The organism is Solibacillus sp. GQ1 (assembly GCF_059758555.1).
This window is the reverse complement of the sequence record NZ_JCAXEX010000001.1, coordinates 269,708-295,968: the sequence shown is the minus strand read 5'-3', so window position 1 is coordinate 295,968 and position 26,261 is coordinate 269,708. Positions and strand designations below refer to the sequence as shown.

Below are 26,261 nucleotides of genomic sequence, written 5' to 3'. Positions count from 1 at the left end.
ATTGTTCACCCTTCTGCTTTCAATTCAAATATCATGTCACGTAGTTCTGCCGCGCGTTCAAAGTCCAGCGCTTTTGCGGCTTCTTTCATTTCAACTTGCAATGTCTCAACAAGCTTCTCCAGCTCTTTTTTCGTCAGCTTTTTGCCGCCTGTCACTTTTGTAATATATGTTTCTTCCCCTTCCGCAGCTTGTGTAGCACGGATAATTTCAGGAATCTTTTTAATAATAGTTTTCGGTGTAATACCATGTTTTTCATTGTATGCCATTTGAGTTTCACGACGGCGTTTCGTTTCACCGATCGCTTTTGTCATCGAATCTGTCATATTATTGGCATACATAATGACATGTCCGTTCGAGTTACGTGCAGCACGTCCAATTGTTTGAATGAGTGAACGTTCGGAACGGAGGAATCCTTCCTTGTCCGCATCTAAAATCGCGACAAGGGATACTTCCGGAATATCAAGACCTTCCCGTAATAAGTTAATGCCGATCAGCACATCATATGTTCCTTTACGAAGCTCCCGGATAATCTCAATCCGCTCCAGCGTTTTGATTTCCGAGTGCAAGTATTCGACTTTCAAGCCCATTTCTTTTAAATAGCTCGACAAATCTTCGGACATTTTTTTCGTTAATGTCGTGACGAGTGTTCGTTCATTACGACGGATGCGCTCATGAATTTCATCGATCAGGTCATCAATCTGCCCTTCAATAGGACGGATATCAATTGTCGGATCAAGCAGCCCTGTCGGACGAATAATCTGCTCCACCATATCCGGTGTATGTTCTAATTCATATGGACCCGGTGTTGCCGACACATAAATCGCCTGGCTTACTTTTGACTGAAACTCGTCAAACATAAGCGGACGGTTATCCAATGCGGACGGGAGACGGAAGCCATGCTCGACCAGTACCCCTTTACGTGCCTGGTCTCCATTATACATACCACGTACTTGCGGTAATGTAACATGGCTTTCATCAACGACAAGCAAAAAGTCTTCCGGGAAGTAATCCAATAATGTATACGGCGTTGCCCCTGCTTCACGCAATGTCAGATGGCGCGAATAGTTTTCGATACCTGAGCAGAAGCCCATTTCCTTCATCATTTCCAAATCGTAATTTGTCCGTTGCTCCAAGCGTTGTGCTTCCAGTAAACGGTCTTCCGAACGCAGGACGGCAAGACGCTCCTCCAACTCTTTTTCGATATTTTCAATGGCAACTTTCATTTTTTCTTCGCGTGTTACGAAGTGGGATGCCGGGAAAATGGCTACATGCTGACGATCCCCTAAAATTTCGCCTGTCAGTGCATCCACTTCACGGATCCGGTCGACTTCATCACCAAAAAACTCAATACGGATACAGTGCTCATCACGTGATGCCGGGAAAATTTCGACAACATCCCCGCGTACTCGGAACGTACCGCGTGTAAAGTTAATATCATTCCGTTCATATTGAATGTCGACCAGTTTCCGAAGTAGCTGATTGCGCTCGATTTCCATCCCTGTACGGATGGAAACGACCATTTCACGATATTCCTCCGGATTACCGAGACCGTAAATACACGATACGGACGCGATAATAATGACGTCTTTCCGTTCAAATAACGCAGTCGTTGCCGAATGGCGCAATTTATCGATTTCTTCATTAATACTGGAATCCTTTTCAATGTACGTATCGGTTTGCGGTACATACGCTTCCGGCTGGAAATAGTCATAATAGCTGACGAAATACTCAACCGCATTGTCCGGGAAAAATTCTTTAAACTCACTATATAATTGGCCGGCCAGTGTTTTATTGTGTGCCATCACGAGCGTCGGTTTATTCACTTCTTTAATTACATTGGAAATCGTAAATGTTTTACCCGTACCTGTCGCCCCAAGCAAAGTCTGGTGACGCTTGCCTTCTTTAACCCCTTGTATGAGCTGTTTAATCGCTTCCGGCTGATCCCCGGCAGGCTGATAGGCGGACTTTATTGTAAAAGTTTCTGTCATATTCAGATTGTCCTTTCTGTCGCTTATATTATCTTCTATTTTAACATACCCGTTTTTAATTTACGATAAAATTGCGAACGTACATTCGAATTTAATGTAGTTGTGTGTCTTTTTGGATGGGCTGGTTTTATTAGAACTTTGGTGGCGGGTATTAGAAAAGTTTGGTGATTTATTTGAAGGTTGGGACCAGTTATTCGAAAATCTCACTTATTAGAAGAATTATCCTTTTTATTAGAAACTAACCAATTTATTAGAACTATTTTAATTTTATTGGAAACTTTCTTTCACTTATTAGAAAACAACCGGAACCCGCTGCTTGCCCATAAAAAAAAGCCACCTGAATAGGATGGCCTTTAAGAAACTGTTTCCAATAACTCTTTTAACTCTGTAGTATAGCTGTGAAATGCTTGTTCGTTCTTTTGATCTAACGATGTATCGATAAGTAGCTTTAATTGTTCAATACGTTGCATCCGCTGCAACCGACTAATAAATAAATCTAAATAAATTTCATTCAATAGCTTCTCTGCATGATGTTCAGTGGACTGCTGACTAACCGCTTTTAAAAAGTCTGTATACGAATAATATTTATCCATCGATATCACCTCGACCTCTTTTAACCATTATAAGTTAAAAATCATACAATTTGCAATATATTCTGAAAAATTATCATATGACAGAATTTTCTAAATATAATGTTGATTTTTAGCAAATTATGCAGTAGTTTAGATGTATAGTGAAAATTTAAGCAATTAAAAAAGTAGGAAAGATAGGGGATACAAAATGATTAGTAATTTAACACAAAAATCCAATTACATTATTTCTAACTCTACCTTCTGTTTGAGGTCCTATCAGCATCGAGATAAAATTCACACTGCCATTTTGGACAAGTACGGCCAATCTACATCTCCGTATAAACCTTTAAAAATTATTCGAGATACGTGTCGTCTGCATGGAAGTTCCTATGACGCCAGCAAATATCAGGCGAGAAGCTTTTTCGGAGAGAATAAACATAAGTTGCCGATAATGGTGGCCTATGATTTCGGGGATCCGTGCATTTTATTCCCGCTATTTTCGCCGTTTTCACCTCAAAATATTTGGTTATCCTTGAATCCTATTATTAATATTAGTGAAGATGGTGATAAAACGCTCGTAACTTTTGTGGATAATACTGAGATTAGTCTGGATATCAATATGAAATCATTCAACCAGCAATATGTACGCGCTGCGATGTACTATAAATATCTGCTTTTACAGCGCAATAGGATCTTATAAGAGCATCAGTTTTTTTGAAAATATTCAGCAAGAAGTAACTCACTTTGATTACGAAGGCGAATATTCGAATATCTTCTACACTCCATGATTCCCCCAAAGTAAAAATGATACTCGGTAAACAAATCATCCGTCTTGCCTCTCACTAAGCGCATCTGATGAAGTTGAAAATAGTCCTTCGTTTCTTTTAAGTCATGCTCTATTTTGATACGTACAGCATCGATTAATTGCAAATAGGGATTTTTAAATTTGAACGGACTTTGCTCCACTATTGAGTAATCCTTCCCAAGAATAATTAACAGCAATGGCAAATAAATCCCAGCCTCATAATACGGAATCGTTTTAGAAGGAATTTGCAGCATACGAATACCTCCAATTAATAAGAACGTTTGTTCGTATTAGTATTTTCACATATTTTTTAAAATCTGACAAGAGGAAAATTATTACTTAGCTTAAATTTCACTAAAAAAACCGTGCCTTAGCTTTTTACTAAGGCACGGCTTTCAATTTTTCAACCGATGATCGCTGAAAGATTTTAATATGAGATTTTTGATCGTAAATAGGCAGTAATGAACACATCGAGATCGCCATCCATTACGGCGCCTACATTCCCTGTTTCTGCACTTGTACGGTGATCTTTTACCATTGAATACGGATGGAACACATATGAACGAATTTGCGAACCCCAGCCAATTTCCTTCTGCTCACCACGAATTTCATCCAGCTGTGCCTGCTGCTTTTCAATTTCCAGCTGATACAGCTTCGATTTAAGCATTTTCATTGCTGCATCACGGTTTTTAATTTGTGAACGTTCTGACTGACATTGTACAACGACACCTGTTGGAAGATGGGTAATACGTACAGCAGAGTCGGTCGTGTTAATGTGCTGACCACCGGCACCTGTTGCACGGTACGTATCGACTTTTAAATCCTCTGTTCGAATGTCGATTTCGATTTCATCATTGAACTCCGGCATAACATCACATGAAACGAACGATGTATGACGGCGGCCTGATGAATCGAACGGTGAAATACGTACTAGACGGTGTACACCTTTTTCCGCTTTTAAATAGCCGTACGCATTATGACCTGAAATTTGTAATGTAACCGATTTGATGCCGGCTTCATCACCAGGCAAGTAGTCGATTGTCGTTACTTTAAAGCCGCGCTTCTCTGCCCAGCGTGTGTACATACGTAATAGCATTGAGCCCCAGTCCTGTGACTCAGTACCACCAGCACCTGGATGCAGTTCTAAAATGGCATTGTTTTTATCGTATGGTTCAGATAACAGCATTTGCAGTTCGAAATCTTCCATTTTTGATTGGAATTCAGTAAGTTCTTTGCCTAGTTCTTCCTGCAATTCTGTGTCTGGTTCTTCACGTAAAAGCTCGAGCGTCATTTCAAGGTTTTCCTGTGTATCGACTAATTCTTTGTATTCGTTGACAACTGCTTTAATGCCGTTGCTTTCGTTAATAATTGCCTGTGCGCCGTTCTGGTCATTCCAGAATTCCGGTTCAAGCATAAGTTCATCTAGTTCCTGGATACGAGCCTCTTTGTTTTCTAAGTCAAAGAGACCCCCTGAAGTCCGCTAGTTTTGTAGCTGTATTTTCGAGTGCATTACGCACATCTGCTAATTCCATCATATATTTTCCTCCGTATTTGGGTGTTAAAGTAAAGGCTTGTGGCTTGTGTATCCCGTTGATTTCCGTTCCGGGCGAATGCTTTCCGCGGGCACGGCTCGAGCCTGTAGTCTCGAGCGTCGTGCTGTTCCCGCAGGAGTCCTCGCCCTTCACTCCAATCAACTAGTGTCACACTAAACACCAAGTATTCACTTACAACACTATTTAATAAATATAATTTAGTAAAAAACAAACCGGGTCATTGAGCATAGTATCAATGACCTCGGTTTTATTGCTTTTATTGGCCTACGCCGTGGCATGATTTGTATTTCTTGCCGCTGCCGCATGGGCATGGGTCGTTGCGTCCGATGTTTTCGGCTTTGCGTGTTGGCAGTTTTTTCGGTTTGGCTGCGCCTTCTTCTTTCGGGTTAACAGCCTGGCCTTTTGCTACTTCTTCACGTTGCAGGTTGCTGCGGATTTCCGCTTTTAATGCGTACTTCGCCACATCTTCACGTACTGCTGCGACCATGTCCTCGAACATTGCGAAACCTTCTTGCTGGTATTCGCGTAATGGATCGTTTTGACCGTAAGCTCGTAAGTGTATCCCTTGACGTAACTGATCCATTGCATCGATATGATCAATCCATTTTGAATCGATTGAACGCAGTAAAATAACCTTTTCGAATTCGCGCATACGCTCTGGTGTCATTGCTTCTTCTTTTTCATCATAGCGAGTTGTCACTTTTTCAGAGATGAATGCAATCATTTCTTCTGGAGATTTATTTTCAAGCTGCTCTTTTGTAATATCGCCTTCATCCAGTAGATTTGCCGCGATATAGTCAACTAACGCATCCAGTGTCCAGTTTTCCTTCTCGCCTTGTGTATGAAGGGCCACTTGATTTTCGATTGCCTGAGAAATCATTGATTCAACTAATGCACGCATATTTTCCGAATCCAAAACTTCTTCACGCTCTTTGTAAATCACTTCACGTTGCTGACGAAGTACATCATCGTATTGTAATAGACGTTTACGCGCATCGAAGTTATTACCTTCAACACGTTTTTGTGCTGATTCTACTGCTTTTGAAACCATGCCTGATTGAATCGGCTGTGTATCGTCCATACCAAGTCTTGTCATCATCGACTTCATTTTATCTGATCCGAAGCGACGCATTAACTCATCTTCTAAGGAAAGATAGAATTGCGTTACCCCCGGGTTTCCTTGACGACCAGAACGACCACGAAGCTGATTATCGATACGGCGTGATTCATGACGCTCCGTACCAATTACCGCTAAACCGCCAATTTCAAGTACACCTTCACCCGGTTTAATATCTGTACCACGACCAGCCATGTTTGTCGCAATCGTAACGGCACCTTTTTGACCGGCATTTAAAATAATTTCCGCTTCACGTTCATGGTTTTTCGCATTTAAAACGTTATGTGGAATTTTAAATTTCGTTAAATATTTTGAAATGATTTCTGATGTTTCGATTGCAACCGTACCAACCAGTACCGGTTGTCCTAAACGGTGACGCTCTGCGATATCTTCCGCAACTGCTTTGAACTTGCCTTCCATCGTTGCGAAAATTAGATCAGGACGGTCATCACGGGCAATCGGCTTATTCGTAGGAATCGCTACAACCTGCATATTGTAGATGTTGCGGAATTCCTCTTCCTCTGTTTTCGCTGTACCTGTCATACCAGAAAGTTTCTCATACATACGGAAATAGTTTTGGAATGTAACGGTCGCCATTGTCATCGATTCATTTTGAATCTCAAGACCTTCTTTTGCTTCAATCGCCTGGTGTAGACCATCTGAATAGCGACGTCCTTTCATTAGACGACCAGTAAAGCCGTCAACGATTACAACTTCCCCATCCTGCACAACATAGTCGACATCATTATGCATTGATGCATGTGCTTTTAAGCTTTGGTTGATCGCATGGTTTAAGCGAACATGTGCTAAATCGAATAAGTTGTCGATGCCAAATGCACGTTCCGCCTTTTCGATCCCTTGCTCTGTAAGCGTTACGCCTTTTGTTGATTCTTCATAGTTGTAATCTTCATCCTGCTTTAACATACGGGCAAATGCATTTGACTGTACGTATAGCTGTGCAGATTTCCCTGCTTGTCCGGAAATGATTAACGGTGTACGTGCTTCATCGATTAAAATTGAGTCAACCTCATCGATTACCGCATAATAAAGCGGACGCTGTACACGGTCTTCTTTGTAAAGCACCATATTGTCACGTAAATAGTCAAAACCAAGCTCATTGTTCGTCGAATATGTAATATCCGCAGCATATGCTTCACGCTTTTCTTCTTTTGACAGGCTGTTCAGGTTCAAACCAACCGTTAGGCCTAACCAATTATATAACTCTCCCATTTCAGTCGCGTCACGGCTTGCTAAATATTCGTTGACCGTTACGACGTGAACACCTTTACCAGTAAGGGCATTTAAATAAACGGACATTGTCGACGTTAAAGTTTTACCTTCACCGGTTTTCATCTCCGCGATATTACCCTCATTTAATGCAGCCGCCCCCATAATCTGAACGCGGAACGGGAACATGCCAAGCACACGGCGAGATGCTTCACGAATTGTCGCAAATGCTTCAGGCAACAATGCGTCCACTGTTTCGCCATTTTGATAACGGTTTTTAAATTCTTCTGTTTTCGCTTTTAATGCATCATCAGACAAGCTTTCAAACTGCCCTGCCAATGCTTCTACTTTATCTGCAATCTTTTCTAAACGCTTTACTTCTTTTTTATTGAAATCAAATAATTTATTTAATATGTTTGCCATCGAATTGGTCACTTCCCAATAAATAGTCTCAAAGTATATTTTAGCATTATATATACCGGTGGTGCAAATGGACTGATGCAAAATGGTAATTTTAGGAACGATCCAACTCAAAAACGGACTGCCTATCTCAGGCAATCCGCTTGTAACTCAATCATTTAGTTTGTTTCAATTAAACCGTACTTACCGTCTTTACGTTTGTAAACGATGTTTGTGCCGTCTGTTTCTGCATCTGTGAAGATATAGAAATCATGGCCAAGCATGTTCATTTGTAGAACGGCCTCTTCCTGATCCATTGGTTTCAGATCAAATTGCTTCGTACGAACGATTGTATATTCATCCTCTGAAGATTCAGCGTTCGCTTCCATTTGGGATGTCACATTGGCAAAGTAGATACCTGTACCTTCGCGATCACGGAATTTACGGTTTACTTTTGTTTTATGTTTACGGATTTGGCGCTCAAGCTTGTCGACAATTAAGTCAACAGCCGCATACATGTCGTTATGACGCTCTTCGGCACGCAGCGTTAAATTTTTCATCGGAATCGTCACTTCTACTTTTGTTTGTTTATCATTATAAACCTTCAAATTGACGTTAGCGTTCGCGTTAAGATCTTCATTGAAATAGCGTTCTACCTTTTCAATTTTATTCTCCACGTAATCACGAATCGCTGGAGTTACCTCAATATTTTCACCACGAATGTTAAACTTTAGCATGTGAACTCCTCCTTCATTACTGCTCTTACTAATCTAATTCTACATACATCAATAAAATCCTGTTACGACTTGAAACTTTTTTCATTATTCGACAAGTTGTCCTACATATTGATAAGAAAGACACCGTATCGTTATATAGAATCAATGGTAACCAACCAATTTAATTACGTCCGACTTCTTTTTTGCGACGAACTTTTAATTCACTGACGATCAGTTCTTCAATACCTGGCTGATTTTCGAAGATCAAACCATATTGAAACTTACCGCCGTACTTCTTCTTCCATACGATGTCTCCAATGGCCTTAATCAATACTTCGTCTAAAATGAATTCCAGTTCCAACTGCACCAGGTTATTATTATTTTCACCAATTTCCCGAGAAGAAAACATTTTCATTCCATGCGGGCTCACATCGATGATTTCACAAGGGTATTTTACTACTTCTAATTGTTCCTGTTTTCCATTAATCAATTCAGTAAAATTTGCTTCGATCGGGACCCCAAAAGTAAAGCGAAATCCTTCTGTGCGTTTAAACGCCATAACTGTTCCCCCTAGCCATTCAGTGCTACAATTTATATACCCACATTATGATGCAATACACGATTAAATGTCTATGTGCTTAATTGCTAATTTAAGGAGAATTTGTGACTTCAAACTCATTACCAATGAACCAGTATTTTATTTTATTGCAATAAAAGATTGTGCAATCGATAAAAAATTGAGAAACAAAAAGAGTTTCACACATTGGGATGCTCCGTTGCGTAAAACTCTATGCTTGTTAATTGATTACATACTCTTCATTTATTTCTGCGCATTTCAACATAATTTGTTGCTCGGCTTTAGAATATAAAGGATCCTTGTAAAATTGTTTTAATAAGGCAGTCGATAAGTAATCTTTCGCCTTACTCCATTGTTTTTTCAGTTTACTGTGCGGTACAGGAACTTTTATTTCTTCGTAATTCGTTAAAACGGCAATAGAACGATTTTCCATATACGGTTTAACATCTTCGACATGATGCAATGCAAAGTACATACAATGCCCACTATTGCGCATCGCCTCTGTCGGAAACCAAATATGAACAAGCGGAGACCTGGGAATCATAATTGGGTTGACCGAATTGGACTTAAGGATCGCTTTTGCCGCTTCCTTCGCCCCTTTTAAGCTTGACCCATGTTGTTTCAGCTCCATATCCAGGAATTGCATCGGTGTAAATGGGACTTTTTTATAACCATTCGGAGTAATCATAAGCGTATAAAGATTATTGAACTGATCAAATTGAGGTTTTAGTACACACGCATCTAACAAGGAATTTCTAAACATTTTCTATACTCCTTCCAATTTATAGTTATTATTTTTAGTAAAAAGGAGTATACTAACTATATGTCGGTATACTCCGGCGCTCAAACCTCAGGTGATGTTTATGCAGGATCTTCACTTGGGGTTTTTATTTTGCCCTTTCACATACTCACTCACCCCCTTACCGGTTAACAAGATCTGGTAACCGCTTTCTTCGATGAATAAAAGTATAGAATTTTTCCAGCCAAAAACAATACCGCAATGGAACAGAATTGTGATAGATGACAAATCGATTTATTATGTATTGGGAAAACGGATGAAATTTTCGGACCCATAGGATGTAGTGGCATTTTGGGGTTTAATATTACCGTTTTCTTTTTAGTAAAAGGCGAATATTAATTTATGGATGCTGATGATCGTAGGATGATTTTAGATTAATGTAGGTTTATCGGTTATGTATGGTTAATTTAAACTAGATGTTTTCAAGTAAGATTTGCTAATTATTTACATTATACAAAATAGTACAATATAATCAATACTATTTTGACTATTTTAAATTTAATAAATAAAGAAGTCGAATTAGAGAGAAAATTTACATATGAAAAAGCCGATGCGAGAAGATTGTAGCCTTCTCACATCGGCTTCTATATTTTATACTTGTCCAGCTGTACCATACTGCTGCTGGCGTGTAATTTTGATAACTTCTTTCCATGTGTCGCGGAATTCGGTTACTAGGCCTTCGACTTCTACAATAATATTAGAGTCGTTGTTGATATTCGCTTCCATTAAACGGCGGTTCATATAGTCGTATAAAGGAATCATTTGCTTGGATACTTCAAGATCTTTATTTAAAGTCGACATCAGTTCCGAAATAATCGCCTGTGCCTTTTGAATGTTTGTGTTTTTTTCTTCGATATTTTTTTCTTCAATCGCTTTTTTAGCTCTCGTTAAAAATTTCAGGCAGCCATTGTAAAGCATTAAAGTAAGCTCACCCGGTGACGCCGTTGTCACACTGTTTTGTTTATATGCATTAAAAGCAGCTGCTGTTTGAACTGTCATCATACACACTCCTCTATAGTTAAAACGCGCATATCGGCACGTTGTTATTTCTTCTGATCGTAATACTTCCCGTCCATAACACGAACGGACGCATACGGGTTATTATACTGCACTTCGCTTTTCTTTGCTGTCTGGACATTTTTCATATCCTGTCTAATTTCACCCATGATCGATGAAAGGCGTTCCTGTATCCCTTTGTCCAGCTCTTGTAACAGCGCATGCTGCGGGTTTGTTTTGGATAGCTGAATATTTTCCTGCTGAAGAGAGGCAATCAGCTGGCCGCGCTCTTCCAGTAGCTCATCAACCGTTTTTAAAAGCGTATCGCGGTCTTCTGTTTGCGCCACTTCCCCAAGTTGCTTAAAAAGCTTTGCGGAAACTTGAAGTAATTGTTGTACTACCGCCATGATTTTGCCTCCGCTCTTTTAGTAATACTGACTCATTAATGATGCCGATTGACTGTTTGCTTTGTTGATCATCGCTTCCATCGCACCGAACTGCTTCCAGTAGCGGTCTTCAATCGATATCAATTTATCTTTCCACGCATCTAGACTTTGGTTGACATTACGCAAATATTTCCCTAATGTATATTGCGTTTCCGTCATCGAACCACGGCCTGCACGCTCATCGATTTTCTTCTCGATCGCATCCATTTCATCACGAATTTTACGCATGAAGCCACGTGTATCACTTTGGACTGTTGTACCATCTGCTTTTGTTACTGTAGCAGATTTCTCACCGCTCATAGTTAGTAACTGCACAACTGCATCCGGATCTTCCTCCAATGCTTTACGCAATTTTGTTTCATCGATTTCAAGGGTACCGCCGCTCATGTAATCTTTCGAAGTCCCGATTCCGATTGTGTACAGGGCATTGTACTTTTGATTTGTTACCGCATGGTTTGTCTGGTATACAAGACCGCGAAGTGATGAAAGACCGCTTGTAATAATTGAATCATTGCGCAATAAACCGCTTTTTGCACGTGTTTCCCAATTTTCAATATCTTTTGTATCCATTTCTTTCTTTTGTAGTTCTGTTAATGGCTGATAATCGCGGTATTTTGGCTGTTTTGTCTGATCAGTTAAATCCTTGATGAAGCCATTGTATGTTGAAACGAATTCTTTTACCTTCGTCATGATTTCGTCGACGTTTGTGGAAGATGTCATAGTGACTGGACCTTTGTCGGCTGCCGATTTAGTATTATCCACAGCTTTCTGTGCCTCTACCACTGCCGTCTGTGCATTTGTGTAAGTACTATAAAGTGCTCCCAGGGAATTTTTATCCGCCTGTGGACCGTTCATCTGCTGCTTTTCCGCTTCCACTTCCGCTGCTTTTACATGCACTTCTTTCAATGCATCTAGATTTGTAGCATTCACCGAAGCCAGTGCCTCCAGCTCCTCCTCTGACTTGCCATCGATAAGGTCCTCATAGCTTGCTGCTCCGGCAATGGCTGTTTTGGCCTCCGCCGATAATCCGCTGTATAGCTCACCGGCCTTTTCTCCGCCTACCTCAAAATCCTGTGCACTTTTCAAAGCAGCCGTCGTCTCGTCCACTTTGGTTTGAAGCGCTGCTATTTTTTCCGTAATTTTCGCCTGCATTGCTTCAACCAGGTCTTTCAGCGAATCTGCTGTGTTCGCTCCATAAATGGCATCAAGCCTATTAAGCTCCTTCGTCAGGTTATCCTCGGCAAATCCTTCCGCGTCCTCAGCAGCTGTCAACGCGCTTTTTGCAGCCGTTCCCTCGTTGAACACCGACTTTAGCGTAATATTGTAGCCATTCAGCGAAAAGGAATTTGTTGTGCGCTCCGTGGCGATACCGTTTACTTGGAATTTTGCATTTTGCCCGGGTTCTTTGACAAGCTCCGTAAGCCCCATTGCGGCAAACAGCTCTTTCCCTTTGTCATTCGTTTCCATGGCTGCTTTGCCGTCTATTTCTTGCCCGGTGTTTTTCGCTGTCAGAGATAATCGGCCCTTTTCGAACAACGCCAATACGCCCGCATTGCTGCCGTTTATTTTCGTGATGAGGTCATTGATCGTCGTATTTCCATCAATCCCGATTGAAATGGCTTCCCCGAGCTTCCCTTTGCTGTCGATGGCACTCAGCGTAAAAGACTTCGGCATTTTTGTCGGATCGTCAAACAGGGAGCTCACCTTTGAACTACCCGTTGCATTGATCGGTCCGCCGATGCCCCGCGCCGCTTTCGCCAGCTGTGAAACTCCTTCGATCGACAGTGATCCTGAAGCAGAACCAGTAGCAACCGCCGACACTAAATCTGAATTTGAGCTTGTCGCCGTTTTTGTATTTAAACTTTTTAAAATAAAATTATCGGCAATATACGTATCCAGTGTTGTCATCTTTTTATTGACGTCACGGTAGGCATCGCGCTGCCATTCGTAAATTTGCTTTTGCTGCTCGAGCTTATCCATCGGCATTCGCTCAGCAACCATTAGTTTTTCTACAATACTATCTATATCCATCCCTGATGCTAGACCGCCAATACGCATCGTTGACATATAATCTCCTCCAAACTACTTATCCATTAATTTTGCCCAGCAATATTATGGCTGGCACTAAATTTTCTTATCGACAATCATTCCTACGAGCTTTTGCATTTCATAAAAAACATCAAGCACTTTTTTGGAAGGAATTTCCCGTATAATCTCATCTGTTTCTGAATTCACGAGCTGTGCGTAATACGTATCCAATCCTTCATGGAATACAAATTTCAATTCACTGTTATTAATTGTGAAAAACTCATTTAAAGAATCGATCGCCTGCTCTAGTTTTTCTTTTGTGTCTTTTTCATCTACTGTCGGTTGATTTTGTTGTTGGGTAATTACATCCGTCTGAACAGAGCGAGGTGCTTGTCCTTCTGCCGACTGCTGTGTCGTGTTTGGCATTGAAATACTTGTTCCTTCAATTCGCATTTATACCCCTCCGGTTACTTTCCTTGTTATGTATTTTATCGGCTGGAGATTTGTTTTTTTTATGGTGGATGGACAGATGATTAAATAATTTTACTAGAGTTCATTAATTATAGAAAATTCGTAGTTGATTTTCTAATTCAGCCACATCCTTCTTCAGTTAGGAAATTATTCATTTAGCCGTTCCTTTTGGTTTTCAAAAATAAATATTTCATCTGATGCTACTTGTTCAGCTATATGTTTCATGTCATATAATTTGCCTTCAATTTGTGCAAGTAAGGCTTCACGCTTTTTTACCCACTGTAACTGGGCTTCTAAAATTGCCTGCTCTTGATTTTCATTACTCATGAGATACTTCGTTCAAACTTGTTTTCTTTACTATAACAAAAATAATCTGTAGTCTTTTATCTATCTTAAGGCAGTTTTATTTATAAAGGGTTAAAATAAAAAAGTCCCCCTACGAGACTTTTCTTTAAGGAGACTAAGGTAAATTATTATTCGAGCTATTAATATTGATTCTACTCAGTATAACCTTCCGATTTTATTTTAAAAATTGCAGAATAGAACTTGTTAATTGATTGGCTTGCGCTAGCATCGCTGTCGAAGCCTGAAGAAGCACTTGCTGATTAGTGAGTGACAAAATTTCTTTGGAAATATCGGCATCTCGAATTTGTGATTCCGCATTCGTTAAATTTATTTTATAATTGGACACATTTTTTTCGATATGTTGCAATGCATTTTGATAAGCACCGAATTTACTTCTATGTGATGAGGCTAATTGAATTGCTTCATCTATTTTAATAATAGCTTTCTGTGCCTCTGTGTACGGGTCTAATTGAAGATCATCAATACCTAATTTATGTGTTCTTGCGTCAAACAATTCAATCTTCATCGTCTGCCCTTCTACAGCACCTACTTGTAAAGACAGTGTTGCCATTTTTTCTTCCTCTATAATCGTTCCAGCAGCTCCACCGATTGATTCACCAATGACTGTACTCAGTTCATTACCCCAATTTGCATTACGTAGATCAATAGATTTTCCACCTGTTTTTGAAGACAGCTCCAGTAAATCAGTAAAATCCGAATCATGAATTCCATGTACTTGAATTCCCTTTATATTCAACTTCTGCATTGTAGAATCTTTTAAAGCATTATCGTTTCCGCTTTCATTTGTAACGAAAATAATATGCTTATTTTGTAAACCAGCCTTATTCTCTCTAAAATCATAGGAATCTGCTACTTTACTTATAGCACCCATCGTATGTTCGATGCCACCATCATTGGTAGTGGCTATTCTATTTATTTCATCACTTATTGCTTGTAAGTCACTTGTCCACTTGCTCCCTGAAAAGTCGCTCTCCGCTATAATATAATCCCGATATTCTACTATACCTACACGGAAATCCGAAACACCTTTACCTGCCACAGTTGCAACAAAATCATTAATATTATTTGCCACAGTTTGCTGAATGGGAGCCATGCTTCCTGTATTATCAATAATAAAAACAATATCTGCCGTTCCAGAACCTTGGCTCGGGAGTGTCATCTCAACAGGCGGTCTTAAAACTTTTTGGGTATTAAACTCTGTATCATTGGCAATGTCATCAATTCCTTGCTTAATTTGTTCCAGTTCCTTTTGCATTGCTTGTCGTTCTTCGGAAGTATAAGTACCATTTGAAGCTTGTACAGCTAATTCACGCATACGTTGAAGATTAGGATTGATAATTTGCCCAAGACCCGACTCAGCAGTTTGAATTAGCGAGATACCATCTTGAATATTCTTTTCTGCCATATCTAAACCGCGAATGAGTCCTCTCATCTTTTCTGATATTCCCAAACCGGCTGCATCATCAGCTGCTTGATTAATTCTATTCCCCGATGATATCTTTTCCATAGACTTTTGTAATCCGTTATTGACCTTTAGACTATTATTATATGTGTTTATAGCAGCTATATTGTGATTAATACGCAATGATGTACACCTCTAGTCAATTAATTAACAATTTGAAAAAATTATGAAGCACACGATCAGTATATCACAAAACCAAGTATAAAGGCCCTATAAAAGGGAATTAATTGGTTTAATTGTTGAATTAATGCTAGAAAATAGTTACTTCATTTTCTTTATGAGGCAGTACAAAAGAAGCTCTCTTCACTTCAAAGTGTAAAAATATTAAGTTTTTAGAAATAGATTGATTAGGGAATAATTAGCTTATAGATTAATAGATTACCCTTTTATAATATCATATAATAGAATATATGTTCCTATTCGCAATTTTTAGTGAGGTGTTATTTATGAAATTGCTTGAAACGCTTACTGATATCCAACGCAATGTTTTAATTGCTAGTATCATAGCTGATGGGAAAATTACAAAATGTTACCCGGGCACTAGACGGAAAAATAATAGCTATAGGGAACACTATGGTAAGTCGCAGGAATCTTATAGATATTGGAAGCAATCTTTGTTACCTGAAATCCTTTATATCACTCCTAAAAGTCAAACTTTACGGTCTGCATCTCTTCCTATGTTTACAAAATTATATCCATATTTTTATGACGCAACGGGCTCAAAAAAAATTCCTACCGAATTGTTAACTTATTGTACGCATCCCTTATTTTTGGCTGTTCTTTACTTGGATGATGGGTCTTTATCAATTTCCAAACGGATTAATCATAATAAGAAACTTATTTATTTAACACCTCATATTTTTCTGTATCTACAAAACTATCCAAAAGAACAGCTTGAACAATTGCAACAACATATTACTCAACGATTTCATCTCGACTTCTCAATTAATAAACGGAAAGACGGTCATGGTTCTATTTTGCGTTTTACATCTGTTGAAAAGACTTTTCATTTTTTTAAACTAATAAAACCATATGTGAAATCTTGTAATGGCATGGAATATAAACTCGATTGGGTGTGGCGTTTACAGCAAGAAACAGAATTGCTCACTAAGATATACCCCCATTATGAAGTACGCACATCAAGCCACGAACGATTCAGAAATTATAGTGACGATGAAATCGCTAAGATTATTTCTTTGGTCCATGAAAAAAAAACACAGCAATCGATCGCTTATGCCTTAGGTCGCTCGTATTGGTCAGTCGTTTATAAAATCAAAGAACTCCGAAAAAATAACTTACTATAAGTCTTCATTTTTTCTTTTGTCTATTAAAAAAAGACCCTAGCATGGCTAGAGTCTTCTTTATTATGAAAATTAACGTAATAATTGTAATACGCCTTGTGGTTGTTGGTTCGCTTGCTTTGCGACTGCAGCTTTCACGTACAGAATAGACTATATCTTCACCCTAAATCTTTAGGGGCTGGGCACTTCGAACAGCCTTTGCTGCCCTACGGATTTCATTGTCATAGCTATGCCTTAGACTGTATATCCTAGTCGTTGAACCTTCTCCAAAGTTTCCTTACAGGAGCTTGGCTGCTGATTATCCATTGTCATATCTCAATCATTTTCAGACATTCACGCCGACCGTTTCCAGTTACGTTGTAGTTGATTAAGCTTTAGGAAGTTCCAGCAATTCACCCAGTGATGCTCTTACCCGTTACCAAGTAAGACGCCCTTCTTATCATTATCTCAGTAGTTGTAAAACTCCTTGAGGCATTTGATTCGATTGAGCCAACATTGCTTGTGCTGCTTGAGAAAGAATTGAATTCTTAGTTTGTTCCATCATCTCTTTCGCCATGTCTACGTCACGTACACGAGACTCAGCAGCTGTTAAGTTTTCAGAAGAAGTGTTCAAGTTATTAATTGTGTGATCTAAGCGGTTTTGAGTAGCACCAAGTTTTGAACGCTCTTTGGAAACTGATTGAATTGCCTCATCAATTACCTTGATTGCTGTCTCAGATTGACTTTGAGTTCCCACTTGAATATTTGATACTCCTAAAGTTGTAGCACGCATATCGTCAATCGATAAATTCATTGTTTGACCATTATTAGCACCGATATGGAACGTTGCAGAACCATCAGTACGTGTGTCAGTTGCTTTTGTTCCTACTTCAAAGTTAGATAATGCATTGGATGCAGCTTCTTTTCTTTCACCTGTTGCAGATTTAACTTCGATAGAGAAACCATTGATTTGGGCTGCAGTCCCGGCTACAGCTGCTGTAATAGTAGTTACACCTGCTGCTGTAGCTGTAGATGCTACAGTTGGGTTAGCCGTAATAACGTCATTAATATCCTTTAATGTTTTCGATAAATCCGCTGCTGTATAAGTGGCAGTTTGTTGCGTACCATTTACAGACCAAGTTGCTGTTACAACATCACCAACAGCTAATCCCAGATTATTTCCATTAGCATCTACTAAAGCACTTAACGCTGTACCATCTGCCATAGCTGTACCTAAATTACCTGTGTTTGTAATTGTACCTGCTGCTGCAGTTTGAGCGCTACCTAAACTACCATTCAATAATTTCTTAGTATTAAACTCAGTTGTATTAGCGATACGATCGATTTCTTTACTTAATTGATTTACTTCATCCTGAATATTAGTACGATCTTCAGAAGTATTTGTGTCATTAGCTGATTGAACTGATAATTCACGCATACGTTGAAGGATTGAGTGTGTTTCGTTTAAAGCACCTTCAGCAGTTTGAATTAAAGAAATACCATCTTGCGCGTTTTTAGCAGCCATGTCTAAACCGCGAATTTGTCCACGCATTTTTTCAGAGATTGCTAAACCTGCTGCGTCATCTCCAGCTCGGTTGATTTTTAAACCTGAAGATAATTTCTCCATTGATTTAGATTGTCCAGCTGATGCAGCGTTCAATTGACGGTGTGTGTTAAGTGCTGCGATATTATGATTGATTCTCATTTTAATTTCCTCCTTGGAATGTTTCCGCCCACGTCCTTGTGAGCGATTGTATATTATTCGAAGAAGAGATTCTATCCGGCCGGACTAGCCTCTCTTGCTTACATTACTATTATCGTACGAAATATAGATAGTTTAATACTTTTTTAAAAATATTTTCTCGTAGATTACAATGGGTCCATTTGTGTGAAACATAAAAATACCCGCTATCTATGCGGGAAGTTTTAAACTATTTATCCTTTAATAAATCAATTGATTTTACGACTGCTTCTTTGTTCGCATCACTTATATCATCTCGTAATTCTCCACGAACAACGTCAATGGTACGAGGGGCGCGAATACCTACCTTTACATATTCACCTTTTACTTCAGTAATAACAAGCTCTACGTCATCGCCAATCCATATTGTCTCGCCGACTTTTCGTGATAATACTAGCATTGATTCACCCCACTTCTTTCGGGTTGCTTAACGGTTGATGAATAGTAAATGAACTATTATCTAAAATAACTTGCTTCGCTTTTTTGTTTCTCATATTTAAAACAATCGGTGCTTTTAAATTGATCGTCGATGAAGCTAATGTTTCTTTTAGCGTCACAATTCCTAAAACAGCGACTTCTTTTTCCTCATTTATTCGCAACGTTTCAACAGTCGCTTCGTCCAGTTCAAAGTTATAATCTTGCATTGCAATAAATGGACTCGCCACAATGAACGCAAGCCCTTTTGTATTGACCGATTGTAGCACTTGATAAATACTTTCACTAGATATCGGTAACAAGATGAATTGTCGTTCTTCCTCAAATCCAGGAATTCCATGCTGGAAATGGATAATGTCTGTTTCATTTATTTCGATGTCATCCATATATGCTGTTTGTATTTTCATCGAATTCTCCTTTAAATGGTCCAATCTATATTAAGGGATGGATATTGTAAAACATCAATCTGTGTTTTACCTTTTGTATACTCATGTATTGGTTTTTGAATTGCTACTTCTATTTTTGGTTTTTTTGGTTGCACTTGAATGTCTATATTACCAGGGTCATACTGCATTTTAACCGATTGATTCGAGGGGATAAATTTAATATTAATAGGACCAGGTCTTTTTGGTCCATAGTTTTCCTTCGCAATGGCCTGTATTGTTAGTGCACCTTGCCCTTTTCCGGCACCTAACATTAACTTCCTGCCTTCTTGCGCACGCCTTGCAATTCCATTCATTACTTCTTCACGCCCTCGATTGGCATACTCCTCTACCAATACACCTGTTTTTTTAAATCCTAAATCTGCCCAAAATTGATCTAAGTTAATATCTAGCGTAGGTTTTGTCGTACTTATTTCGAGAATTGCGGCGGGCTGTTCAATTTTTATATCTGCAGGGCGCTGCTCAATTAGCTGTTCGGCAGGAATTGTTTTCATATCCAATTGAATCTGTTGTTGCGTAATTTCCATACGTGGTATGCGCATTCAAAGACCCCCCCTCTTGAAATGTACGATTCATTGCTGTTTGTACCTGTCGCTTTGCGTTCAATATAGAACATTAGTAGATTTCATCTAACGGATGAAATCTACTAATGTTTGCTGAATAATTTTGGCACCTACTGATAGTGAGGCTTGGTGAATGGATTCAGCTGTTGCCATTTCTGTAATTGTTTTTGCATAATCTGTATCTTCATTTTTTGACATAAGCTTCGTTACATTTACTTCTTGAAGTTGTAAACGGTTTTCCATCAACTCGACACGATTCTGCTTAGCCCCTACTTCAGCACGTTTTGCTAGTACATTTTCCATTAATGAATCAAGACCTAAAATTGTTTGATTTGTTCCGTCAGTACTATTAACACCTAATTTATCACCAATTTCTTTACCCGTCGCACCTGAAGTTAATAAATCTTCAAGCTCGCCCATAAATGTGTCAATATCATTAAACAGATCGACACCTTCTGTATTAATCTGCATTTTAATACCGTCGAATACATTTACTTCAATAGGCTTTTTTAGGCCCGTTAAATCTGTACTTGACTGAATTGTTCCATCTGCTTTAAAGAGCGGGCTATTTGTATTTGTTCCGGAGAAAATATAGTTTTCTCCCACTCTGGTATTTGCCAAATCCTGAAGGTGCTGCTTGATTTGCGTAATTTCCTGATTAATCTTTTCGCGGTCATCTGATGTATTTGTACCATTTGCTGCTTGGATAACAAGCTCTTTTACTCGAATAAGCACACTACCAGCTTGGCCTAACGCTTCATCTGTAGAATCCAACCAAGAATGGGCTTGACCCATATTTCGCTGGTATTGTTCATTTTTATCTAAATCTACACGGTAGCCCATACCTTTAACTGCCACTACCGGATTGTCAGAAGGACGGTTAATTACTTTACCTGAATTCAGTTGTTCCTGGTATTTTGCCATTTTATTATAGCTTGTATTTAAGTTGCGAAGCATATTGCTCGATAACATCGATTGTGTAACACGCATTAAGGACTCTCCTTTCAAACTTTAAAGCTTACTATAATCCTGCACGGCCCATGCCATTAATGATTTTATCCAGCGTTTCATCGATTACTGTAATCATTCGCGCATTCGCATTGTAAGCTTGCTGGAATGTAATCATATTTGTCATTTCCTCGTCCAATGACACGGAGTTATGGGAAGCACGGTTATTTTCAATCTGTAAACGGATTGTTGCTGAGTTGTATTCTAATGTTGCCGCTTGCTGTCCTTTTACGCCCAGTTCACCGATTAGAGATTTGTAGAAAGTTTGGAACGTACCACCTTGCAACTCACCAATTACAGTTGATTGAAGTTTCGCAAGTTCCATAATGTTTTTATTGTTACCTTCTTCCTTAGGTGTATCTGATACAGCCAAATCTTCAGGTCGAATGCCAGATACAACTTTCATATCGCGAGCAGTGGTACCTGTAAAAAATGCTTCACCCGGATTTCCATTAAGATCAAATGCAGCATTACCTGTTCCATCCATATTTCCACTTTTATGAATATTATTAAATTTCTCAATAAACGTTGAAGCCAGCTCATCCAATTTACTTAGCATTTCTGGATAAATTCCATTTACATTACCTGCTGTATCTTCATTCCCATATGCATCAATTAAAGCGACCAGTTTCCCTTTAGATGCTTCAAGTTGATCATAGTTAATGTTCTTTTCATCTGAATCAACACTATATAAAAACGCAGGCACTTTCGGGTTGTTAATACTGTCATAATCAGGGTTAGCTTCTTTTTTAATAGAGCCTTTAATTGTGATTTGCGAAAAAGCAGAATAACCATTTGTCGCATCATCATCGACATCTCCATCAATAACTTTGCTTGGTGTACTTGCATCCATTGTGCTTAGTTCAGCAAAATTTCTGCCATGTACAAGAATAACAGGGTCACTGCCATCAGCCGGTTTAAAGCTGACCGTCATGCTTCCCTCAGCAATCGCTAATGCAGCACCTCCTGACTTCTCGTATGAAATCGACACTGGAATAATATCATTCAATTTATCTAGTAAAACGTCACGAGCATCGTAAAGGTCATTTGGCATATATCCATTCGGCTCAATTGCCTGCACTTGTTTGTTTATATCAGCAATCTGTTTTAGTAGGCTATTCACTTCGCTTGTCACAACATTAATTTCATTTCCGATATTGCCTTGGATTTGCTTAAGTTGTGTATCCATATAATTGAACGACTCAGCTAATGATTGACCTTTTGAAATCATTACCTGGCGAGCCGCCGTATCTTTCGGATCTGCTACTACATCTTCCATCGACTTCCAAAATTCTGTAAACGCTTGGTTGATTCCGAATTCTGATGGCTCTGACATAACATCTTCCATTTGGGAAATAGATTGAGTGGTTGATTGCCAATAGCCTAATTTATTTGTTTCTTGGCGATATTGACGGTCTACGAATTCATCACGAATTCGCTGTACAGAATGTGCCTGTACCCCTGTTCCGATATGCCCCGCCGATTTACCTGTATTTAAACCCGGACTTGGGAATCCCGGTGTAGTTTCCATGTTAACGCGCTGACGCGAATAGCCATCTGTATTGGCATTAGAAATATTATGTCCTGTTGTATAAAGCGCTGATTGCTGTGTGAAAAGACCGCGCTTGCTTGCTTCAAGTCCCATAAATGTTGAACGCATTGTAGGACCTCCCTTTTAAGTGTGTTATATCAAATAAAGTATCAATAAAAAACGCATGTATCGCTCCCGCAGCATGCGGAAGCTTACATGCGATTAGGCTTTAAATTCATTGAATGACCGTTTCGTTACTTCTGCATTTCCACGCACTTCCGCACCAGAATAATTAAACTGTTCGGTACGTTGCGGGCGCATTGCATCCAATGTAATGTTAATAAACTGCAGTGAATTCATAACCAATTTCTGATTTAAATCGTTTTGCATCTTTAATTGATTCAGTAAAGCGATTAATCGTTCACGCACACTGACCAATTTTTCTGTAGACTCGCTGTTTTCAGCAGCCGTTATCACATCGGCAACAGAGGGTATGTCAGTGAGAGCAATTCCTTTTGCTCGGAGGTAATCCGTTACCATCGACTGACGCTGTTGTTCAAGTGTGTTAATCGCCGCTACATGTGCCTGCTCATTTTTGATGAGCTGATCAAGCTTTTCCATATCACCTTGCTTAATGTATTCCGTTTTCGCAAGCGCTAGTTCCAGCAGACTTTTATGCATTTTCTCTAGCTTCTCCAGCGTGACGACAATCGTGGCAATTGACATGTATTTAGCGCTCCCTTGCTTGTAAAATTTCTGTTATTAGTCTCGGTAGAATTTCAGCATGTCTTCAGCAACCTGCTTTGCGTCTACTTTGTAGTTTCCAGAATCAATATCTTCCTTAATCTTTTTCACACGTTCTGCACGCTCATTTGCATAGGTCGAATTCGCTTGCATCTCTTTCGCTTTACTTGAAATTTCGATCTGGTCTGCAAATGTTTTTTGAATTTCTGCACTTTTTAATGTGCGTGCCTGTTTGTTGTAAGGATTGACCGCCTGCAAACCGATTGGATTAATCTTCATCTTTATAGACCTCCTCTCAAATTAAAAGCTTCGTCTATTTTATATTTCGACTGCTTTAGCCAATTGTTTATGCTTTATCGCAAAAAACTGGACTTATGTAGTATTTTATTATGCTCATTTTACGAAAAATAAAAACGAAGTCCTATTCAAACGACTTCGTTTTACGAATTTATTTTTTTTCAGAGAGATACGTCCCACGATTTTGACGATTCATCTCATCACGGAATTCCTGTGCTGCTTCCAAAGTACGCAATTCTGATTTCAATTCATTTTGGCACTTTTCACATAGCTTCCCTGAATTTGTTATACGTCCACAGTTATCGCATGGGTAGCCAAGGTTCGGAAACATTGCCGGATGCAGACGTCCTTTTCGAACCCATTTATAAAGCAGTTCCTGCTCAACCCCTGTCGCCTCAACTATTCGGTCTACATTTGCTGCACGGTTTTCACGCTTACGCAGAAAACGATACACCTCCTGATATTGGTCCTCTTCTTTTTGTGCACAGTTATGGCAAACTTCCCTCATACCCGTATAGTTAAAAAAACCGTTACACGTTGGGCAATTTCTTAATTCAGCCATTTTGAGCCCTCCTCATTCGTTCACTTTAAAAATGCTTTGTTCATCTTAATTACTTTATAGGTTAAATTTTTACCCATGGATTAATGTGAATCCGTCCACAGACTTGGCACCGGCTTCGAGTAATGCCTTTTTCGCATGGTTTAATGTTGTCCCTGTAGTATAAATATCGTCCACTACAAGTAAATTTTTATCTTTTATTGCAAGTGGGTTGATGACTTTAAATAGTTGCGGGGTTTTTAGACGTTCTTCTCTTGTTTTAAGTGATTGCAGCTCATTCGAAACCTTGGTTAAATGATGAGCATACGGAATATTTGCTGCTTTTAGCAATTCATCGATATGCGCGAATGTCCTTAGTCGCAAGTTTTCGGGATGCATTGGAATCGGGATTATGAGGCGGGTTTCGTATTTAAGTTGTTCATGAATGGTTTTATTGAATACGTTTGCAAGCAGTACGTCATGCAGAAACTTATAGCGATGCAAATAATCTTTCATTGCTTCATTATAATGAAATAAAGATATGACTCCCTCTTCCTGTTGCCTCTCGATTCGTTGAAAGCGTTTTTCGCATCGAGGACAAATGGTTTGAGGTAGTGTATTTAGGAACATTCCTTTCCAGCCAATACTTTGATGCAGCTCGCTATCACATAATAGGCAATTCAGGATTTGCTTAATCATGGCGGTTCATTTCCAATATTTTATTGCGTGCCTGGTCCATTTCCATCGTGATGCCATGGTGGAAAAATACGATATCACCAGTAGGGTGCTGAACATTTCGACCAACTCTTCCGCTAATTTGAATAAGCGCACTCGATGTAAAGACAGGATTTTCAGCCCCGACTACGGCAACCTGGACATTTTCAATTGTGATTCCACGCTCTAGAATAGTCGTCGTCAGTAAGCCTTTTCGTTGTTCATTGCGCAATTCCAGGACCTTTTCTTTTCGATCCGGGTCTTCGGAATGGATACTTTCAATAGTAGATTCTATTTTTTGAAACAGCGGTGTTGCTTGTTCCATTAGTTCGATTGTCGGGAAGAAGACGAGAAATGGTTCGTTTTGTTGAAGTCTTTCGTAGAGCCAGGCTTGGAGTTTTTGTGGGATTTTATTTTTCTGAAGTGCTTTTTCGTAATTCCAGAGTGACTGGAACCTCGGAACTGGTAAAGGATGACCATGAAATCTTCTTGCGATAAATGAGTATCCCCAGTTTTCTTTCTTTTGTTGTAGGAGCAATTTATTTGATGGGGTGGCTGTAACCAATGCAATCGGGGCATCCGGTTTTTTCGCTTTCAGTACTGCACGCTGCAACGCCTCATCATAAGTGTATGGAAAGGCATCCGCTTCATCGACAATCATGACATCAAATGCATGCTCGATCCGGTACAACTGATGTGTTGTTGCTAGAACAAGTTGCGCGAACTGAGTGTTAATTTCTGCGCCACCATAAAGCGCATGAATCGTAATCTTTTGGAACACTTGCTGAAAACGTGGATACAGCTCCAAGACAACATCTGTTCTTGGTGTTGCCACACAAACTCTCTTACCAGCTTTAAGTGAGTCATATATTCCTGCAAAAAGAATCTCCGTTTTTCCTGCGCCACAAACCGCATGCACAAGGTGATTCCGATTTTGTGAAATACTAAGTGCAAGTTCATCCGCAGCTTTTTTCTGGTGAGGAGTGAGGTTGCCGCTCCATACAAACTGAACTTGCGATTTCTGTTTTCGGATGTCCGTTCCTTTCCAGATAATCAACTCATCACAGCTACACATTCGCCCCATCGTAATACAGTGCCGGCAATAGTGACAGACTTTTTGACACTTCGCACAGTGAAAAGAAACAAATTTATGTGCTTGTTCATTTTGACAACGCCGGCAAATTAGTTTGGGTTTTATAATGACCGCAGGAACCGTTTCAAAATAGCCACGGTTGATATAGGTGTCGATTTTCTGCTGAGGAAATGGCGTGTGGTTGCGGGACCATATTCGACCGGTGAAGAAATTTACGATTGCCGGTTCCGGGATAAGGCCATAGTAACTGATATGGGTTGGAGAATTTGATTTGCTTGAAATACTGTAGGGTCTGAATAGCCGATAGCATTTTTTTATTGTTTTTGGCATAATCTTCACTCCTTAATTTGAT

Annotated in this window: 27 protein-coding genes; 2 read left to right on the top strand and 25 right to left on the bottom strand. The window is 39.4% G+C overall.

What is annotated here, in order from left to right; translation table 11 throughout:
• Positions 1–5: 5 nt before the first annotated feature.
• Complete coding sequence (gene uvrB / locus AC6CH1_RS01325) at positions 6–1,988, bottom strand: excinuclease ABC subunit UvrB (protein WP_498316156.1); 1,983 nt, start codon at positions 1,986–1,988, stop codon at positions 6–8.
• Positions 1,989–2,341: 353 nt separating this feature from the next.
• On the bottom strand, positions 2,342–2,581 hold the full coding sequence (locus AC6CH1_RS01320; protein ID WP_079524745.1) for an IDEAL domain-containing protein: 240 nt from the start codon (positions 2,579–2,581) through the stop codon (positions 2,342–2,344).
• A 187-nt stretch (positions 2,582–2,768) separates the two neighbouring features.
• On the opposite strand from AC6CH1_RS01320, the gene AC6CH1_RS01315 reads away from it, so the two are divergent.
• Entirely contained in the window at positions 2,769–3,260 is a 492-nt protein-coding gene (locus AC6CH1_RS01315; protein ID WP_427711227.1) for a competence protein ComK, read from the top strand.
• A gap of 5 nt (positions 3,261–3,265) precedes the next feature.
• Here the strand turns inward: AC6CH1_RS01315 and AC6CH1_RS01310 are convergent, their stop codons facing one another.
• The 12 genes from AC6CH1_RS01310 to AC6CH1_RS01255 form a co-directional block, all read right to left on the bottom strand.
• Positions 3,266–3,619, bottom strand: a complete 354-nt coding sequence (locus tag AC6CH1_RS01310) for a YhjD family protein (protein WP_498316155.1) — start codon at positions 3,617–3,619, stop codon at positions 3,266–3,268.
• Between the two features lie 173 nt (positions 3,620–3,792).
• A protein-coding gene (gene prfB, locus AC6CH1_RS01305; protein ID WP_427711655.1) for a peptide chain release factor 2 occupies positions 3,793–4,897 on the bottom strand; the annotation gives its coding sequence in 2 pieces (ribosomal slippage) (positions 3,793–4,824 and positions 4,826–4,897; 1,104 coding nt in all).
• 277 nt (positions 4,898–5,174) lie between these two features.
• Entirely contained in the window at positions 5,175–7,685 is a 2,511-nt protein-coding gene (gene secA / locus AC6CH1_RS01300) for a preprotein translocase subunit SecA (protein WP_498316154.1), read from the bottom strand.
• A 155-nt stretch (positions 7,686–7,840) separates the two neighbouring features.
• On the bottom strand, positions 7,841–8,398 hold the full coding sequence (hpf, locus tag AC6CH1_RS01295) for a ribosome hibernation-promoting factor, HPF/YfiA family (protein WP_079524740.1): 558 nt from the start codon (positions 8,396–8,398) through the stop codon (positions 7,841–7,843).
• Between the two features lie 160 nt (positions 8,399–8,558).
• On the bottom strand, positions 8,559–8,936 hold the full coding sequence (locus AC6CH1_RS01290; RefSeq protein ID WP_413077627.1) for a PilZ domain-containing protein: 378 nt from the start codon (positions 8,934–8,936) through the stop codon (positions 8,559–8,561).
• Between the two features lie 238 nt (positions 8,937–9,174).
• Positions 9,175–9,717 (bottom strand): competence protein ComK, encoded by a 543-nt coding sequence (locus AC6CH1_RS01285; protein ID WP_498316153.1) that lies wholly within the window; start codon positions 9,715–9,717, stop codon positions 9,175–9,177.
• 627 nt (positions 9,718–10,344) lie between these two features.
• Complete coding sequence (gene fliS / locus AC6CH1_RS01280) at positions 10,345–10,752, bottom strand: flagellar export chaperone FliS (protein WP_498316152.1); 408 nt, start codon at positions 10,750–10,752, stop codon at positions 10,345–10,347.
• 44 nt (positions 10,753–10,796) lie between these two features.
• Entirely contained in the window at positions 10,797–11,156 is a 360-nt protein-coding gene (gene fliT, locus AC6CH1_RS01275; RefSeq protein ID WP_498316151.1) for a flagellar protein FliT, read from the bottom strand.
• Between the two features lie 18 nt (positions 11,157–11,174).
• Complete coding sequence (gene fliD / locus AC6CH1_RS01270; RefSeq protein ID WP_498316150.1) at positions 11,175–13,262, bottom strand: flagellar filament capping protein FliD; 2,088 nt, start codon at positions 13,260–13,262, stop codon at positions 11,175–11,177.
• Positions 13,263–13,319: 57 nt separating this feature from the next.
• Positions 13,320–13,676: a flagellar protein FlaG gene (locus AC6CH1_RS01265; RefSeq protein WP_498316149.1), complete on the bottom strand. Its 357-nt coding sequence runs from the start codon at positions 13,674–13,676 to the stop codon at positions 13,320–13,322.
• Between the two features lie 165 nt (positions 13,677–13,841).
• Entirely contained in the window at positions 13,842–14,021 is a 180-nt protein-coding gene (locus AC6CH1_RS01260; RefSeq protein ID WP_498316148.1) for a hypothetical protein, read from the bottom strand.
• 193 nt (positions 14,022–14,214) lie between these two features.
• The gene (locus AC6CH1_RS01255) at positions 14,215–15,645 is read right to left on the bottom strand and encodes a flagellin N-terminal helical domain-containing protein (protein WP_498316147.1); all 1,431 of its coding nucleotides are present in this window, start codon (positions 15,643–15,645) and stop codon (positions 14,215–14,217) included.
• 323 nt (positions 15,646–15,968) lie between these two features.
• On the opposite strand from AC6CH1_RS01255, the gene AC6CH1_RS01250 reads away from it, so the two are divergent.
• A complete protein-coding gene (locus AC6CH1_RS01250) occupies positions 15,969–16,826 on the top strand; it encodes a DNA endonuclease (protein WP_498316146.1) in 858 nt (285 codons plus the stop codon).
• A gap of 439 nt (positions 16,827–17,265) precedes the next feature.
• Here AC6CH1_RS01250 and AC6CH1_RS01245 read toward each other — a convergent pair whose 3' ends face one another.
• From AC6CH1_RS01245 to AC6CH1_RS01195, 11 genes are all read right to left on the bottom strand, one after another.
• A complete protein-coding gene (locus AC6CH1_RS01245; RefSeq protein ID WP_498316145.1) occupies positions 17,266–18,507 on the bottom strand; it encodes a flagellin N-terminal helical domain-containing protein in 1,242 nt (413 codons plus the stop codon).
• 226 nt (positions 18,508–18,733) lie between these two features.
• Entirely contained in the window at positions 18,734–18,943 is a 210-nt protein-coding gene (gene csrA, locus AC6CH1_RS01240) for a carbon storage regulator CsrA (protein WP_498316144.1), read from the bottom strand.
• A 4-nt stretch (positions 18,944–18,947) separates the two neighbouring features.
• Positions 18,948–19,385, bottom strand: a complete 438-nt coding sequence (gene fliW, locus AC6CH1_RS01235) for a flagellar assembly protein FliW (RefSeq protein WP_498316143.1) — start codon at positions 19,383–19,385, stop codon at positions 18,948–18,950.
• An 11-nt stretch (positions 19,386–19,396) separates the two neighbouring features.
• A complete protein-coding gene (locus tag AC6CH1_RS01230; RefSeq protein WP_498316142.1) occupies positions 19,397–19,963 on the bottom strand; it encodes a DUF6470 family protein in 567 nt (188 codons plus the stop codon).
• Between the two features lie 87 nt (positions 19,964–20,050).
• On the bottom strand, positions 20,051–20,974 hold the full coding sequence (gene flgL, locus AC6CH1_RS01225) for a flagellar hook-associated protein FlgL (RefSeq protein ID WP_498316141.1): 924 nt from the start codon (positions 20,972–20,974) through the stop codon (positions 20,051–20,053).
• A 31-nt stretch (positions 20,975–21,005) separates the two neighbouring features.
• Positions 21,006–22,652 (bottom strand): flagellar hook-associated protein FlgK, encoded by a 1,647-nt coding sequence (flgK, locus tag AC6CH1_RS01220; protein ID WP_498316139.1) that lies wholly within the window; start codon positions 22,650–22,652, stop codon positions 21,006–21,008.
• Between the two features lie 93 nt (positions 22,653–22,745).
• Complete coding sequence (locus AC6CH1_RS01215; RefSeq protein ID WP_498316137.1) at positions 22,746–23,249, bottom strand: flagellar protein FlgN; 504 nt, start codon at positions 23,247–23,249, stop codon at positions 22,746–22,748.
• 36 nt (positions 23,250–23,285) lie between these two features.
• On the bottom strand, positions 23,286–23,546 hold the full coding sequence (gene flgM, locus AC6CH1_RS01210) for a flagellar biosynthesis anti-sigma factor FlgM (protein ID WP_498316135.1): 261 nt from the start codon (positions 23,544–23,546) through the stop codon (positions 23,286–23,288).
• 169 nt (positions 23,547–23,715) lie between these two features.
• Positions 23,716–24,126, bottom strand: coding sequence for a TIGR03826 family flagellar region protein (locus AC6CH1_RS01205; protein WP_498316133.1), 411 nt, complete (start codon positions 24,124–24,126; stop codon positions 23,716–23,718).
• 69 nt (positions 24,127–24,195) lie between these two features.
• A complete protein-coding gene (locus tag AC6CH1_RS01200) occupies positions 24,196–24,801 on the bottom strand; it encodes a ComF family protein (RefSeq protein WP_498316131.1) in 606 nt (201 codons plus the stop codon).
• Positions 24,794–26,128: an ATP-dependent helicase ComFA gene (locus AC6CH1_RS01195; protein ID WP_498317730.1), complete on the bottom strand. Its 1,335-nt coding sequence runs from the start codon at positions 26,126–26,128 to the stop codon at positions 24,794–24,796. The genes AC6CH1_RS01200 and AC6CH1_RS01195 overlap by 8 nt, the downstream gene beginning before the upstream one ends.
• Positions 26,129–26,261: the final 133 nt, after the last annotated feature.